Here is a 15,525-nt window from a genome sequence, read left to right on the forward strand (position 1 = left end):
AGGCGGGCTTTACCCGATCAACTCCCGCACCATCGGCACCACCTTGCGTCCATAAAGCTCGATGCTTCGCATCAGCTTCTCATGCGGCAGGGGGCCGGCCGAGTACTTCAGCTGAAACCGCGAAATGCCGAGGGCTTTCGCGGTCGCGGCGATCTTGCGTGCGACAGTTTCCGGCGAGCCGACATAGAGCGAGCCGTGCTCGGCCTCGCTGACGAACTCGTCGCGGCCCATCGGAGGCCAGCCGCGCTCCTTGCCGATGCGGTCGCGCATGGCCTTGTAGTCGGGCCACAGCTCTTCGCGGGCCTGTTCGTCGGTCTCGGCGACATAGCCGGGCGAATGCACGCCGATCGGCTGGGCCGGGCGGCCGAACTCCTTGAAGGCGCGGTGATAGAGATCGACGTAGGGCGCAAACCGCTTCGGATCGCCGCCGATGATCGCTAGCATCAAGGGCAGATCGTAATGCGCGGCGCGAACCACCGATTGCGGACTGCCGCCGACGCCGATCCAGGTCTTGAGCCGGCCGTTCTCGACCGGCGGATAGACCAGCTGGGCTTTCAGCGCCGGGCGCAGTTTCCCTTCCCATGTCAATGGCTCCTGCGAGAGCAGCGCCGCGAACAGGTCGAGCTTCTCCTCGAACAACTCCTCGTATTTGCGCAGGTCGAAGCCGAACAGCGGAAAGGATTCCGTGAACGAGCCGCGGCCGAGGATCACCTCGGCGCGCCCGCCCGAGAGTGCATCGAGGGTAGCAAAGCGCTGGAAGACGCGGATCGGATCGTCCGAAGAGAGCACCGTCACGGCCGAGCCGAGATGGATGCGTTTCGTGCGCGACGCGATCGCGGCCAGAACGGTCTCCGGCGAGGAGATCGCAAAGTCAGAGCGGTGGTGTTCGCCGAGGCCGATGAAGTCGAGGCCGAGTTCGTCGGCCAGCACGGCTTCGTCCACGACGTTGCGGATCACCTGCGCATGCGGGAGCAGGTCGCCCGCGGCGTCCCTTGTGACGTCGCCAAAGGTATCCAGTCCGAATTGAAGCGGTGCGGTCATCGATCAGGTCTCTGTGGGATGATCGGCCAGATCTAATGGACCGCTGCCGCGCGGCAAGCCGGCTTTCGGAAAAGCTCGGTTTCCGTTTGTGAGTCCTATGGTGCGATCCGCACGACCATCTTGCCGACCGCGGCGCGCGTCTGCATCGTCCTGAACGCCTCGCGAAAATCCTCCAGCGCGAAGACGCGGCCGACTGCCGGCTTCAGCTTGCCGTCGGCGAGCCAGCCGATCAGCTGCGACATCAGGCGCTTCTGCACGTCGGGCTCGCGCACGGGAATCTGCGCGAGGTCGACGCCGAGCAGGGCGCCGCCCTTCAGCAGCGGCAGATTGAACGGCAGCGCGGGGATGGCGCCTGCGGCAAAGCCGACCACGAGATGGCGTCCGCGCCAGGCGATGGAGCGAAAAGCCTGCAACGAGATCTCGCCGCCGACGGGATCGAAGATCACGTCGGCGCCGTGTCCGCCCGTCAATTCCTTGAGCGTGTCGCGCCAGCCGGGCTGCGTATAGTCGATCACCGCGTCGGCACCGTGTTGCTGCGCGAACTCGCGCTTGTCCGGTGTCGAGGCCGCCGCGATCACGCGGGCGCCCAGCAGCTTGCCGATCTGCACGGCCGCGGTCCCGGTGCCGCCGGCGGCGCCCAGCACGAGCAGCTGCTCGCCTGCGCACAATATGGCGCGGGCGCTCAGCGCGTAGAGCGCGGTCAGGTAATTTGCGCGAAACGAGGCCGCGAGCTCGGCCGAAACGCCATCCGGCAGGGGGTGGAGCGCGGCGGGATCAACGACGATCTCTTCGGCGAGCGCGCCCGACCGCGTCATGCCCATCACGCGCATGCCGGGTCGATAGCCGCCCGATGCGCCCGAGGTGTCCTCCACGATTCCCGCGAACTCCGTTCCGGGAATGAAGGGAAGGGGATCCTTGGTCTGATAGAGCCCTTGAATCTTCAAGCCGTCGACGAAGCCGATCCCGGCCGCCTCCACCCGGATGCGCAGCCGTCCGGGCTCGATGGGCGGCGACGGAATGTCCTTCAACCCGATCTGATCGATTGGCGCGTATTGCTCGACGACGACGGCTTTCATGTCGGACCTCTATTGCTCCTGACATCTTGGCAAATCTCGACACCAGCCTCTTGTGTCTATCGCCACATCCCGCGCATCTTTGCCCCGATGTCGATCTTCGGCCCGTGCGCCGCGGTGCGGGCCGCGCCTGCGCCGGCCTTCGGCCAGGCGGTGCGTTCGAACAGATAGACCAGGGATTCCGGGATGAAGCGGGTGCGCGAGGCGTAGACGTGGCGGTCGCCCTTGGCCGCCTGACCGTGCACGAAGAAGCGCTGCGGCACGACGAGGTGCAGATCGTCCTTGGCGCGCGTCATCGCGACATAGAGCAGGCGGCGTTCCTCCTCGAGTTCCGCGGTCGTGCCGGCGCCGAGGTCGGAGGGCATGCAGCCGTCGACGACGTTGAGCACGAACACCGATTTCCACTCCTGGCCCTTGGCGGAGTGGATGGTGGAGAGGATCAGATAGTCCTCGTCGCGCAAAGGCGGTCCGGACTTGTCGCTGGTCGCATCCGGCGGATCGAGCGTGAGCTCGGTCAGGAATTTTTCGCGCGAGGCATAGCCGCTCGCGATCTGCTCGAGCTGCATCAGATCGGCGCGGCGCGTTTCCGAATCCTCGTGGATGCGATCCAGATGCGGCTCGTACCAGAGCCGCACGCGCTCGAGGTCGACGGGCCATTCCGTATAGCGCAGATTTGCGACCGTGCGGACGAAGTCGGTCCAGTCGGCACCGCTGCGTGGCGGCACCGGCATCTGCCCGAGCGCGGCAAGCGGATCGGTGCTCTCGGCCATCTGGTCGAGCACGCGCTGGGCGGTCGCGGGCCCGATGCCCGGCAGCAGGTGCAGGATGCGGAAGCCGGCGACGCGGTCGCGCGGATTTTCGGCAAAGCGCAGCAGCGCCAGCACGTCCTTGACGTGAGCTGCGTCGAGGAATTTCAGTCCGCCGAACTTCACGAACGGGATGTTGCGGCGGGTCAGCTCGATCTCCAGCGGGCCGGAATGCGAGGAGGTCCGGAACAGCACCGCCTGGTGCTTGAGCAGCGCGCCTTGTTCCCGGTTCGCCAGCACCGCTTCGACGATGTAGCGCGCCTGGTCGGCCTCGTCGTGCACGGTGACGAGCTGCGGCTTCTGCCCGGAGGTACGGTCGGTCCAGAGATTTTTCGTGAAGCGCTCGCGCGCGAGGCCGATGACCCCGTTCGCCGACGCCAGCACCGCTTGCGTCGAGCGGTAATTGCGGTCGAGGGTGATCATCTCGGCGCGCGGCGAGAAGCTTTGCGGAAACTCCAGGATGTTGCGCACGGTGGCGGCGCGGAACGAATAGATCGATTGCGCGTCGTCGCCGACCACGGTGAGGCCGCGCCCGTCGGGCTTGAGCGCCAGCAGGATCGAGGATTGCAGGCGGTTGGTGTCCTGGTATTCGTCGACCAGCACGTGATCGAAGCGGCCGCCGATCTCCTCGGCGATCGGCGCATCGCTCATCATCTGCGACCAGTAGAGCAGCAGGTCGTCGTAATCGAGCACGTGCTGGGCCTGCTTGGCCTCGACGTAAGCCGCGAACAGGCCCTTGAGCTCGGTGGCCCAGCCGCTGCACCAGGGATAGTGCACCCCCAACACTTTCTCGATCTCCATCTCGGCGTTGACGCAGCGGGAATAGATCGACAGGCAGGTGCCCTTGGCAGGGAAGCGACTCTCGGTCTTGGACAATCCGCGCTCGTGCCGCACCAGATTCATCAGGTCGGCAGAATCCTCGCGGTCGTGGATGGTGAAGGCGGGATCGACGCCGATCCGCTCGGCATATTCGCGCAGGAGCCGCGCGCCGATGCCGTGGAAGGTGCCGGCCCAGCTGAGCGCATCGCGCATGATCGCGGCGTTGTTCTCGCCCAGCACCTTTCGGGCGATGCGCTCGACCCGGCCGGCCATCTCCGCCGCCGCGCGGCGGGAGAACGTCATCAGCAGGATGCGGCGCGGATCGGCGCCTGCGACGATCAGATGCGCGACGCGGTGGGCGAGCGTGTTGGTCTTGCCCGAGCCGGCTCCGGCGATGACGAGCAGGGGGGCACCCACGGTCGCACCGTCCGCCACGCCATGCTCGACGGCGCGGCGCTGCTCCGCATTGAGCGTGTCCAGATAGGTTGCCACGAATCGCCCCGGTGAAAGGGCGAGAGTCGGCCATTGCCGCGCGAATCGCAATGCGGCTGGACGCAACTCGATTTAACACCTAGGGAAAAGAAGGCCCAAGGTTCCAGCCCGAAAAGCGCACAGCCGGCATGACCGATCCCAAATTCAAGCCCGAGCAGTTCGAGATGCGGCGGCTGGAGTCGCTCAGCAATACCATCTTTGGCGTCGCCATGACGCTGTTGGCCTACGACCTGCCGAAGGCGGCTGTGTTTACCGGCGCGCCCGACTGGAACGATCTGGCCCGGGTCTATTCCGGCAAGCTGATCGGCTTCGCGCTCAGCTTCATCATTGCCGGCGTATTCTGGATCAGCCATCATCGGCGGCTGGCGCGCCAGCCGGTGGGCAGCCGCGGTGCGGTGATGCTCAATTTGTTCTTCCTGCTCTCGATCGTGCTGCTGCCTGTCACCAACGGCCTCTACACCAATTATCCCCTGAGCAGCGCGGTCGCGGTGCTCTATGGCCTGCATCTGAGCGCGATCGCCGGCCTCAACGCCTGGCTATGGTGGAGGATATTGGGGGGCTGGAGCCATGAGATCATGGCCTCGCTGTTTCCGCTGCTCGTGTTCATTCCGGGCACGATCGTGGCGGCCTTCGCGCCGCACGCCGCGCCCTTCCTGTGGTTCCTCGCCTTCGGGGGACTCCTGATCCAGCGCTTCTATCGTGCGCGGAGCGGGCCGGGCGCGTAGGGCGCCAGCTCACCCCTGTGTCGCGCCGAACCCATCGGCCGGCACGTAAAGCTTGACCGGGCGGATTTCGTAGACCGCCGTCGGATTCACCGCACGCAGCTTCCGCGCCGCCGCGATCGCCTCATCCTCGGTTTCGCATTGCATCAGGTGGAAGCCCAGGAGCTGTTCCTTGGTTTCGGCAAACGGCCCGTCCAGCACCATTCCCGCGCCGGGACCACGCAAGGTGCGGGCCTTTCGGGTCTCATCCAGGCGGGCCGCCGGTCCAAACTGTCCGCTTTCCCGGAGAGGCGCCTGAACCTCGATGACTTTGGCCACGACTGCGGCGTCCTGCTCCGGCGTCCAGGACAGGATTTCGTCTTCCACATGGTAGGCCAGGATTGCGTAGAGCATCGTCACCTCTCTTTTTTGCACAGGTCCCAAGGACGTAGCACCGCAGCCCGTCCCGACAATTCCGACGCAAATATTGCGTGCCCGGCGAACGGCGAAACCGTTCTGAAACCCGATTGCGATCCTGCCGTGTGAACGCCGCCGGAGCGGGTCGCGACTGATGGACCATAACAACAAGCTTTTGCTGGAGGCGGCAATGTCGGGTCACACCATCAAGATCATCTGCGACGCGCGGCGGGCGGGACAGTCGGGGCCGGCTGACTTGCACGATCAGGCCGGCCATCACCGCTATTACGGCAGCTCGGCCGAGAACGGCGGCGAGCGAATCGTCGAGAGCCGGCGCGGCAAACGGCCGCGCGCGCCCAACGTCTGCGGCTTCTGAAGCCTCTCGACGCGCCGGTCGTTCAAATGAACGCCCTGCAAATATCGATCGCCGCAATGCCGTTGCTGCTGGCGTTGATAAGCCGGATGCGCAAGGCCATCGCGCTTTGCCTTTTGACCAGCCTCTTCACGGTGCTGCCCGGTGGGACGCCGCACCACGCAGTCGTCGCCTGGTGTGTCGGCATGCTGATCGCCGCCGTCGCGCTGCGCGAACGGCTTCGCGCCGGCTGACCCGGCTTCAAGAAACCCGCAAAAGAAAGGCGCGGCGGGGGAGACCCCCGTCGCGCCCGATTTCTTGCTCGCTGGTCCAGGGCTGAGAGCGCCCCGATGCCAAGCCTCTATTCAAAGCTCAGCGGGCGATCCCAGCGAGGTGACAGCGCTTGGTAAAAGACACTGGATCACCTCCTTTCGTTGGTTTCGGGAGATTCCAATATAGGCGGCATTGCTGCGGCTGTTAAGGGGAGCGGGATCGGCCGGAACCGGGTCTTATCCGCGAGGCTGGCAAGCTGCCGAAAAGGCGTCGTCGCGGCAGTTGAGACCGCCGTCCGGCCGTGTTAGGGAGCGACTTACGCGGGTGTAGCTCAATGGTAGAGCAGCAGCCTTCCAAGCTGAATACGAGGGTTCGATTCCCTTCACCCGCTCCAATAAAAGCCCGATTGCGTCCCGGCTACTTCATACGTCCTGCTTTTTTCCGGCCGCGGTGCGCGGTTCACTGCATCAAAGACCTCTTCGCGCCATATTAGCTGCTGGTTCGATCGCGCTCGGTGGGAATGCCGCGAGTGAGACGGATGTTGATGGTACGGCCGAGCAGCACTGCAATCTGGAGCGCCGGCTTTAGCGCTGCGGGCCGTTGGTATCGGACGCATCGTACCGAAAGGATAGACGGCTTTCGATCTGCGTCGCGGCCAAGGCGCGTCGCCGGCAATCCACTGTCACCCGATTTGCGATGCCGCCCCGGCCGAGACGGTTGTCGGACGATACTGGCCGAGCTCCTCATCTGGTTGTAACAATATACCCGACGTGGGCTACTGGACATCGCTCGTGGACGAACCGATCCACGATCAGGAAGGATATTCGAGCTTGCAGATTGCCGCCTTCCCGTCGGACCGAGCTGAAGAAATCCTCGCGTCAGCTTCGAGGCTATTTGCCCGCCATAGCTATGCGAATGTGACGATGGAGCAGGTTGCAGCGTCCGTTCGATCGGTGCCGGGTGCGCTGTACCATTACTTCCGCGACAAGGAGGACCTGATCTTTCACTGCTACCGGCGGGGCCTTGCGATCTACAGGGACGAAATCGAGACGGCGGCCGAACCCGGTATCGATGGCCTCGAGGTCGTCAGGCGCATCATACGCGCCCGGCTGCGGCCTGAAGGTCAGCGTATGATCCTGTTTTCCGACATCGATGCGCTCGCCGCACCTTACAGCAATGACGTGCACGCCAGGCGCTGGCAGAATGCTGCGCTGCTGGCGGAGATTTTGGGGCGAGGCGTGGCCGACGGTTCGATCGCTTGCGACGAGCCGCTCCTGACGGCGGTGGCGCTCATCTCCATCCTGGACTGGGTTCCGTTCTGGTTCTCCGAGCGCGACTACTACACGCGCCAACAGGCGGTTGATGCAATCGATGACATCATCACGCATGGAGTCTATCGGCGCGAGCTTGCTTTACCGGACATGCCTGAACCGCCGAGCCTCGCGCCGTTTCTCGAGGCTCGCTCGAACTTGAACAAACGCGCCGCGAAGCTGGACAGGATGCTCTCAATTGCCTCGGACAGTTTCAATCGAAGGGGGGCGCTGGGCACGTCTCTCGAGAGCATCGCGGCGGATGCTGGCATGACCCGTGCGGGCATCTACTATCACTTCAGCGAAAAAGAGAGCCTGTTACTGGCCTGCCTGCAGAGAGGGCTCGTCGGCGAGATCGGCATTCGGGAACATCTGCAAGACCAGGGGCTCGGAGCGTTCGATCATATGGTTCAAAGAGTTCGTCTGCTGTTGATGCTGCACGACACCCCATGCGGCCCAAAGGCGACCTATCACAACATCAACTATCTCAACGACGCTGACCGAAAGCACTTTGTCAAACAGGTGCTCGCAACGATCGGGCAGGACCAGAACAACCATCAGCGTTGGATCGACGAGGGGCTCTTCCGGAAGGTTGACACGCACTTCGCGGAACGTGTTTTGACTGGCATGAGCCATTGGTACCCGATCTGGTTCAGGGATGTGCGGGACTGGTCCCCAATTCAGATCGCCGATCATTTTTCGCGGCTGTTCCTCGCGGGGCTCAAGCCGCGGGTCGCCCAGTCTAAGGCGACCGATCCGAGGCCGGATCGGGCAGCTCGATATAAGCTGGGGAAGGCAGCCAAAAGTTGACCCGAATTTCAGTATTCGGCAAGGGCAGACGATCCACGTGCGAAAGACGCAACTGAGGCTTGCGCCAAAAACTTTACACAGTATTCAATATTTGGGATAGCAGAGATGGCGCGACCGAGGCTGTGAGGCAGCTCGATCGCCAAGGAACAAGAACCAACAAAAAGGGAGAGAGCCGAGATGCACAAGCTCGTAATGGCTGCGGCGGCAGCGCTGACGGTATTCGGAGGAGCGGCATTCGCGCAGGAGACCATCAAGATCGGCTACATCGATCCGCTCTCTGGCGGCGGCGCCAGCGTCGGCGAAGGCGGCTTGAAGACTTTCCAATACCTGGCCGACGAGATCAACGCCAAGGGCGGCATCCTGGGCCGCAAGATCGAGATCCTGCCCCTCGACAACAAGACCAACCCGCAGGAAAGCCTGGTGCAGGCGCAGAAGGCGATCGACGCCGGCGCCCGCTACATCACGCAAGGCAACGGCTCGTCGGTGGCCGCCGCGCTCTCGGATTTCGTCACCAAGAACAACACGCGCAATCCCGGCAAGGAGGTCCTTTACTTCAACTATGCCGCGGTCGATCCGAGCCTGACCAATGAAAAATGCAGCTACTGGCATTTCCGCTGGGATGCCAGCTCGGACATCAAGATGGAAGCGCTCACCAGCTATATGAAGGACGTCCCCGCGATCAAGAAGGTCTACTTGATCAACCAGGATTACTCCTTCGGTCAGTCGGTGCGCGCCGATGCGCGCAAGATGCTGGGCGCCAAGCGGCCAGACATCCAGATCGTCGGCGATGAACTGCATCCGTTGCTGAAGATCACCGACTTCTCGCCCTACATCGCCAAGATCAAGGCTTCAGGCGCCGACAGCGTCGTGACCGGCAATTGGGGCCAGGACATCGCACTGCTGCTCAAGGCAGCCGCGGACGCCGGCCTGAAGGTCAATTGGTACACCTATTACGCTGGCGGCGCAGGCGGTCCGACCGCGATCAAGCAGACCGGTCTCGACCACCAGGTGTTCCAGATCACGGAGGGTTTTGCCAATTCGGGGCACCAGCCGGCGATGGAGTTCGAGAAGGCGTTCCGTGCCAAGGTCAACATGTCGCTATGGTATCCGCGCGCGGTCAACGAGATGCGCATGTTCAAGGCCGCCGCCGAGAAGGCCAACTCGCTCGACCCCGTGAAGGTCGCGGCAGCCCTCGAGGACCTCAAATTCGAGGTGCTCGATGGTGGAGAGGGCTTCATGCGCAAGGATGATCACCAGTTCTTCCAGCCGATCTATATCTCCTCGTTCGGCAAGCTTGCTGCAAACGAGCCGTTCGACGAGGAAGGCACCGGCTGGGGATGGCACCTGGTCTCCAAGATCGATACCTCCAAGACCACGGTTCCTACCACCTGCAAGATGACCCGGCCGTAAGCTGTTAAGCTGCGCCGTCCCGCGGCCGACGGGCCGCGGGACGGTCACGATTCGTGTACGGGACGGACGAAGTTGCCGAGGCCTTTGGGCTCGGCCTGAGGTGTGAATGCTGTGCTTGAACTGATCGTTATATCGACACTGAACGGTCTGCTGTTCGGCATGCTGCTGTTCCTGCTGTCGAGCGGCTTGACCGTCATCTTCAGCATGATGGGCGTGCTGAACTTCGCCCATGCCAGCTTCTACATGCTCGGCGCCTTCTTCGGTTTCCAGCTCACCAAATGGATCGGCTTCTGGCCGGCGCTGCTGCTGGCGCCGCTGCTGGTCGGCGCGATCGGGATGGCGGTCGAGCGTTACGGCCTGCGCAACACGCACAAGCATGGCCATGTTGCGGAACTGCTCCTGACCTTCGGTCTCGCGTTCGTGATCGAGGAAATCGTCGCGATGATGTGGGGCAGGAGCCCCGTCGATTATCGCGTGCCGGCGCTGCTCGACTTTCCGGCATTCACGATCTTCTCGACCAATTATCCGGCCTACAAGATCTTCATGCTGGCCGTGTCGATCCTGATCTTCGTCGTGCTGCTGATCGTGCTCAAACGCACTCGGGTCGGCCTGATCGTGCAGGCTGCGCTGACGCATCCCCACATGGTCGGGCATCTCGGCCACAACGTCGGGCGTATATTCATGCTGGTATTCGGCGTCGGCAGCGCGTTGGCGGGAATTGCCGGTGTGATCGCCGGCCCGGCCCTCGTGACGCAGTCCGATATGGCGGCGGCGCTGGGGCCGATTCTGTTCGTGGTTATCGTGTTCGGCGGCCTCGGCTCATTGCCGGGCGCCTTCATCGCCTCGCTCGTCATCGGCCTGGTGCAGACCTTTGCGGTCGCGCTGAATGGCTCGCTCGCCAGCGCCTTCGGTCCGCTCGATCCTGCGGCGGGGCCGTCCGTGCTCACCGACATCTGGAACGTCACGATCGCGCAGGTGGCGCCGATCGTGCCTTACCTGCTGCTGGTGATCATTCTGATCGTACGCCCCATGGGCCTGTTGGGGACGCGCGAATCATGAACGCCACGACGACTTCCACATCGAAGCTTGCAGGCACGTCCAGCGGCGACGGCCTGCGCTTCTACGGGATCTGGTTGGTCGGCATCGCTGCGCTGATCGTGCTGCCGATGATCTTCTCCTCCGGCGGCTCGCTTACGTCCTTCAGCCTGATCGGCATCGCGATCGTGTTCGCGCTGTCCTACAACATCTTGCTCGGTCAGACCGGGCTCCTGTCGTTCGGCCATGCGGTGCATTACGGTCTCGGCGGTTTCGCGGCCTGCCATGTGATGAATGCCGTGGTCTCGCACGGCTGGCCGGTCCCGCTGCCCTTCATCCCGTTGTTCGGCGGGCTTGGCGGTCTCGCTTTCGCAATGATCATCGGCTGGGTGATGACCAAGCGCGCCGGCACTGTGTTCTCGATGATCTCGCTGGGCATTGCCGAACTGGTGGCATCCTCCTCGCTGATCCTGCGTTCCGTGTTCGGAGGTGAATCCGGGATCTCGACCGACCGCACGGCTTTGCCGAAAATGTTCGGATGGACCTTCGGTCCGCAGCTTCAGGTCTATTACCTGATCGCGTTCTGGCTGGTGATATCTGCGATCGCCATGTACGCGCTCACCCGGACGCCGCTGGGGCGGATCAGCAATGCCGTTCGCGACAACCCCGAGCGCGTCCAGTTCATCGGCTATGATCCGCACGTGGTGCGCTACATCGCCTTCTGCTTTGCCGGGTTCTTCGCCGGCGTGGCGGGCGGATTGGCGGCGATCAACTTCGAGATTGCCAATGCGGCCTATCTCGGCGCGATCCAGTCCGGCCTCGTGCTGTTCTCGACCTTCATCGGAGGTGTCGCCTTTTTCTTCGGCCCGATCCTCGGCGCGATCCTCGTGACATATCTGCAGCTTGGGCTGACCAGCGTCACCGGCGTGTGGCAGCTCTATTTCGGCATAATCTTCATCGGCATCGTGATGCTGTCGCCGGGCGGAATTGCCGGGCTGGTCATGATGCACCGGCCGCTGGCGCGTGCAGGAACTCTGCCGACCGTGCTGCCGTCCTATGTCGTCGCGGCCGTGCCGACCCTGGCGTTGGCTTGCGGCGTCATCCTGACGATCGAATCGATCGCCCGGGGGCATAGCGGCCAAAGGAACCCGATCAATCTTTTCGGCATCGCTTTCGATCCGGTCTCCCCGGTGACATGGGCGGTTGCGGCGGTTCTCATCGTCGGCGGCTTCTTCGTGGCGCGCCTGAGTTGGCGACGAGTCGCCGATGCTTGGGACCGCGCGGCGACGGTCGCGCGAGACCGGGGGTATCTGGCATGACGGCAGCCATCGAACTCCGCGCTGTCGAAAAGCGCTTTGGCAATGTTGGTATCATCCGCGACCTCAATCTCAGCGTCGCGCAAGGCGAGCGTCACGCCATCATCGGTCCGAACGGGGCCGGCAAATCGACGACGTTCAACTTGATCAGCGGCCACATCAGACCGAGCTCGGGCGAGGTGAGACTGAATGGCGATATGATCTCCGGCCTCAGGCCCTTCGAGATCAACAGGCGCGGCTTGTCGCGGTCGTTCCAGGTGACCAACGTGTTCTCGCGCATGTCGGTCTGGGAGAACGTACGTTGTGCCGTGCTGTGGGCCACGGGGCATCGTTACGCCTTCTGGAAGAACGTCGACAGCCTGCCTGAGGTGCGCGAGCGTACCGCTCAGATACTCGACGATATCCATCTCACGCACCGGCGCGATGTTCCGGCGGGCTTGTTGACCTACGCAGAACAGCGTGAGCTTGAGATCGGTATCACCATCGCCGGCGGCGCCAGCGTCGTGTTGCTGGACGAGCCGACCGCCGGCATGAGCCATGCCGAAACCGAGCGTGCGGTGTCGCTGATCCGGCGGCTGACGGAAGGCAAGACCCTCGTCATCGTCGAGCACGACATGAGCGTCGTGTTCGGCCTGGCAGATCGCATTTCCGTGCTGGTCTACGGCCACATCATCGCCTCGGGCACGCCGGAAGAGATCCGGCGCGATCCGAAGGTCAAGGAAGCCTATCTCGGCGAGGAAGCCCACTGATGCTCGAGGTCAGGGATCTGCACGCCTACTACGGCAAGAGCCACATTCTCCAGGGCGTCGACCTCGATGTGGCCGCGGGCGAAGTTGTGAGCCTGCTCGGCCGCAATGGTGTCGGGCGTTCAACCACGGTCAAGGCGATCATGGGTGAGGTTGCTCCGCAGGGTACGGTCCGCTTCAAAGGCAAGGACATTGCCGGACTGCCGAGCTACAGGATTGCGCGCCTCGGTCTCGGCTATGTGCCGGAGCATCGGGACATCTTTCCAAGTCTGACGGTTCGCCAGAATCTGCTCCTTGGCATCAAGGATACGCGACGTCCCGGCAAATGGCAGCTTCAGGACATGCTCGACATGTTTCCCAATCTTGCCGCGCGGGCCGACACGCCTGCAGGGGTGCTGTCAGGCGGCGAGAAGCAGATGCTCACGACCTGCCGGACCCTGATGGGCGACCCCGATCTCATCATGATCGATGAGCCGACCGAAGGTCTTGCCCCGCTGATCGTACAGCAGGTCGGCGATCTCATAGCCCGCATCGCGCAAGCCGGAGTCGCGATCCTCCTCGTCGAGCAGAAGCTGTCGATCGCGATGAAGATCTCCAACCGCGTCTACGTCATGGGACACGGTCGTGTGGTTTTCGAAGGTACGCCGGAGGAACTGAAGTCGAACGGTGACATTCGCGCGCAGTGGCTGGAAGTGTGAGGCGGGGGCGCATCCGCCGGGCAGTGTGCAGGGTAGAGCTGTTGGCTTAAGCGGGTGTACTCACGACGTCCGCCTTGCTCCGTCGTAGGGAACCTTCACCCCACGCATGAGTTGGCCGGTCGGGCAGGGCGAAAGTCACGAGGCCGACCGTGCAAGATAACGTGCGCGTGCGTTCCACCGCGCAGATCGCAGGCCATCCGATCCATCCGATGCTGGTGCCGATCCCGATCGCGTGCTTCCTCGGGGCGCTGTCGACCGATATCGCCTATGTCGCGAGCGCCGAGATCATGTGGGCGGATTTTTCCGCCTGGCTTCTGGTGGTCGGCGTCGCCTTCGGTGTGCTCGCCGCCATCGCGGGCCTGACCGATTTCCTCGGCAATCGCCTGGTGCGGGCGCAGCCGCCGGCTTGGCCGCATTTGATCGGCAACACAGTGGCGCTGATCCTCGCGATCTTCAACACGATGATTCACATGCGCGACGGCTGGACCTCGGTGTGGCCGGCCGGGCTCGTGCTTTCGGCGATCACCGTGCTGATCCTGCCCGTCACGGGCTGGCTCGGCTGGGCCCTGGTTTATCGCCACGGCGTGGGAGTTGCACGATGAAGTCTTCGATCGCCCGCACGCTGTTGTGCACGTCGCTGTTGGGGCTTGCCGGCTGCAATGACGGCAGCGGCGACCCCAAAGCACAATTGGGTCCCAACCCGACGATCCCGGACATCCAGCAATATCTGCTGCCGCCGATCAACATCGCTCGTATCGTGGGCTGGAAGAAGGACGAGACGCCGACGGTTGCGCAGGGCTTGCAGGTCAAGGCTTTTGCCACGGGCTTGCAGCACCCGCGCTCGCTCTACGTCCTTCCCAACGGCGACGTGCTGGTGGTGGAATCAAAGGCGCCGAAGCGCGCACCGGTCAAGCGGCCGAAAGAGCTGGTAATGGCCGTCGTCATGTCATGGTCGTCCTCCGGCGGCGACACCGGGCCGGGCAACCGCATCACCCTGCTGCGGGACGGCAACGGCGACGGCGTGCCGGAGACGCAAAGCGTCTTCCTCGAGCATCTCAACTCGCCGTTTGGTGTCGCGCTGGTCGGCAACGATCTCTATGTCGCCAACGCCGATGCGATCGTCAGATATCCCTACTCCGAAGGGGATACGAAGGTTACTGCGCCGGGCACGGTGCTGACGCCGCTGCCGGGCGGTCCGATCAACCATCACTGGACCAAGAGCCTGGTCGCGAGCCCCGACGGCTCGAAGCTCTATGCCGGCGTCGGCTCCAACAGCAACGTCGCCGAGAACGGAATGGAGGCCGAGCATAACCGTGCCGCCATCCTGGAGATCGACCGTGCCAGCGGCCGCTGGCGCGTGTTCGCGAGCGGCCTGCGCAATCCCAATGGCCTCAGCTTCGAGCCGCAGACCGGCGCGCTGTGGACGGTGGTGAACGAGCGCGACGAGCTGGGGCCTGATCTCGTCCCCGATTACATGACCTCGGTGAATGAGGGCGGCTTCTACGGCTGGCCCTACAGCTATTGGGGCCAGCACGTCGATCCCCGCGTCAAGCCGGAGCGGCCGGATCTGGTCGCCAAGGCGATCGTGCCGGACTACGCCCTGAGCTCGCATGTCGCCCCGCTCGGTCTGGCCTTCAACACCGGCACCAGTCTGCCGGCTGCCTATCGCGGCGGCGCCTTCGTCGGCGAGCACGGCAGTTGGAACAGGCATGTGCTGAACGGCTACAAGGTCGTGTTCGTCCCGTTCAAGGAGGGCAAGCCCAGCGGGCGGGCGCAGGACGTCGTGACCGGTTTTCTCAACGACGACAACCAGGCCCGTGGCCGTCCTGTCGGTGTCGCCATCGACAAGACCGGCGCGCTGCTGGTTGCCGACGACGGCGGCAACACGGTCTGGCGGGTGAGCGCGGCGCATCCGCAGCTGACGCAACGTTAAGCTCGATACCGCGTTGAGAGGTCAGAATATCTCAAAACGCCAAGCCAGGAGGAGGACAATGGGTCTCGCTCAATACGCCATCGTGCCGGTGCAGGACGAATGGGGCGTGCTGCATGACGGCGACGTCAAGAGCAGATACGCGACCAAGGAAGCCGCTTTCGAGTCGGCAGTGGCCGCGGCATCCCTGGCCCTTCGCGAGGGACATGAAGTCCATGTCAGCGTGCCCGGCCGCGAAGCCGGCGACAATGCGCTGGGTGTGTAGCTTGCCGCAGACATGGCATTCGGGCGAAGGA

Annotated in this window: 16 protein-coding genes and 1 tRNA gene; 13 read left to right on the forward strand and 4 right to left on the reverse strand. The window is 63.6% G+C overall.

Going from position 1 to position 15,525, the window contains the following annotated elements; translation table 11 throughout:
* Positions 1-9 precede the first annotated feature (9 nt).
* The 3 genes from AX729_RS38025 to AX729_RS38035 all read right to left on the reverse strand — a co-directional run bounded on the left by AX729_RS38025 (position 10) and on the right by AX729_RS38035 (position 4,231).
* Complete coding sequence (locus tag AX729_RS38025; protein WP_061030091.1) at positions 10-1,041, reverse strand: LLM class flavin-dependent oxidoreductase; 1,032 nt, start codon at positions 1,039-1,041, stop codon at positions 10-12.
* A gap of 95 nt (positions 1,042-1,136) precedes the next feature.
* On the reverse strand, positions 1,137-2,117 hold the full coding sequence (locus AX729_RS38030; protein ID WP_061030094.1) for an NADPH:quinone oxidoreductase family protein: 981 nt from the start codon (positions 2,115-2,117) through the stop codon (positions 1,137-1,139).
* Positions 2,118-2,173: 56 nt separating this feature from the next.
* Complete coding sequence (locus AX729_RS38035) at positions 2,174-4,231, reverse strand: ATP-dependent helicase (protein WP_061030096.1); 2,058 nt, start codon at positions 4,229-4,231, stop codon at positions 2,174-2,176.
* Between the two features lie 128 nt (positions 4,232-4,359).
* Between AX729_RS38035 and AX729_RS38040 the strand changes: the two genes are divergently transcribed.
* On the forward strand, positions 4,360-4,956 hold the full coding sequence (locus AX729_RS38040; RefSeq protein ID WP_061030098.1) for a TMEM175 family protein: 597 nt from the start codon (positions 4,360-4,362) through the stop codon (positions 4,954-4,956).
* A gap of 9 nt (positions 4,957-4,965) precedes the next feature.
* Here AX729_RS38040 and AX729_RS38045 read toward each other — a convergent pair whose 3' ends face one another.
* Positions 4,966-5,346, reverse strand: coding sequence for a YciI family protein (locus AX729_RS38045; RefSeq protein WP_061030100.1), 381 nt, complete (start codon positions 5,344-5,346; stop codon positions 4,966-4,968).
* A gap of 157 nt (positions 5,347-5,503) precedes the next feature.
* Here AX729_RS38045 and AX729_RS38050 point away from each other — a divergent pair, with 157 nt between their 5' ends.
* The 12 genes from AX729_RS38050 (at position 5,504) to AX729_RS38105 (ending at position 15,494) form a co-directional block, all read left to right on the forward strand.
* Positions 5,504-5,725, forward strand: coding sequence for a hypothetical protein (locus AX729_RS38050; RefSeq protein WP_156457446.1), 222 nt, complete (start codon positions 5,504-5,506; stop codon positions 5,723-5,725).
* Positions 5,726-5,751: 26 nt separating this feature from the next.
* A complete protein-coding gene (locus tag AX729_RS38055) occupies positions 5,752-5,955 on the forward strand; it encodes a hypothetical protein (RefSeq protein WP_061030102.1) in 204 nt (67 codons plus the stop codon).
* Positions 5,956-6,294: 339 nt separating this feature from the next.
* Positions 6,295-6,368 (forward strand) — tRNA-Gly (locus tag AX729_RS38060).
* Between the two features lie 397 nt (positions 6,369-6,765).
* Positions 6,766-8,094, forward strand: coding sequence for a TetR/AcrR family transcriptional regulator (locus AX729_RS38065; protein ID WP_156457447.1), 1,329 nt, complete (start codon positions 6,766-6,768; stop codon positions 8,092-8,094).
* A gap of 177 nt (positions 8,095-8,271) precedes the next feature.
* Positions 8,272-9,504 (forward strand): branched-chain amino acid ABC transporter substrate-binding protein, encoded by a 1,233-nt coding sequence (locus AX729_RS38070; RefSeq protein ID WP_061030104.1) that lies wholly within the window; start codon positions 8,272-8,274, stop codon positions 9,502-9,504.
* A gap of 111 nt (positions 9,505-9,615) precedes the next feature.
* Entirely contained in the window at positions 9,616-10,563 is a 948-nt protein-coding gene (locus AX729_RS38075; RefSeq protein WP_061030158.1) for a branched-chain amino acid ABC transporter permease, read from the forward strand.
* Complete coding sequence (locus AX729_RS38080) at positions 10,560-11,858, forward strand: branched-chain amino acid ABC transporter permease (protein WP_061030106.1); 1,299 nt, start codon at positions 10,560-10,562, stop codon at positions 11,856-11,858. Before AX729_RS38075 ends, AX729_RS38080 begins: the two co-directional genes overlap by 4 nt.
* Positions 11,855-12,604 (forward strand): ABC transporter ATP-binding protein, encoded by a 750-nt coding sequence (locus AX729_RS38085; protein ID WP_061030107.1) that lies wholly within the window; start codon positions 11,855-11,857, stop codon positions 12,602-12,604. The genes AX729_RS38080 and AX729_RS38085 overlap by 4 nt, the downstream gene beginning before the upstream one ends.
* Positions 12,604-13,299: an ABC transporter ATP-binding protein gene (locus AX729_RS38090; RefSeq protein ID WP_061030109.1), complete on the forward strand. Its 696-nt coding sequence runs from the start codon at positions 12,604-12,606 to the stop codon at positions 13,297-13,299. Before AX729_RS38085 ends, AX729_RS38090 begins: the two co-directional genes overlap by 1 nt.
* 149 nt (positions 13,300-13,448) lie before the next feature.
* The gene (locus AX729_RS38095; RefSeq protein WP_061030111.1) at positions 13,449-13,901 is read left to right on the forward strand and encodes a DUF2231 domain-containing protein; all 453 of its coding nucleotides are present in this window, start codon (positions 13,449-13,451) and stop codon (positions 13,899-13,901) included.
* A complete protein-coding gene (locus AX729_RS38100; RefSeq protein WP_061030113.1) occupies positions 13,898-15,232 on the forward strand; it encodes a PQQ-dependent sugar dehydrogenase in 1,335 nt (444 codons plus the stop codon). The genes AX729_RS38095 and AX729_RS38100 overlap by 4 nt, the downstream gene beginning before the upstream one ends.
* A 58-nt stretch (positions 15,233-15,290) precedes the next feature.
* Positions 15,291-15,494 carry a hypothetical protein gene (locus AX729_RS38105; protein WP_061030115.1) on the forward strand — a complete coding sequence of 68 codons (204 nt, stop codon included), beginning with the start codon at positions 15,291-15,293 and terminating at the stop codon, positions 15,492-15,494.
* Positions 15,495-15,525: the final 31 nt, after the last annotated feature.

This window comes from Bradyrhizobium sp. CCH5-F6 (genome assembly GCF_001556045.1).
GTDB lineage: Bacteria > Pseudomonadota > Alphaproteobacteria > Rhizobiales > Xanthobacteraceae > Bradyrhizobium.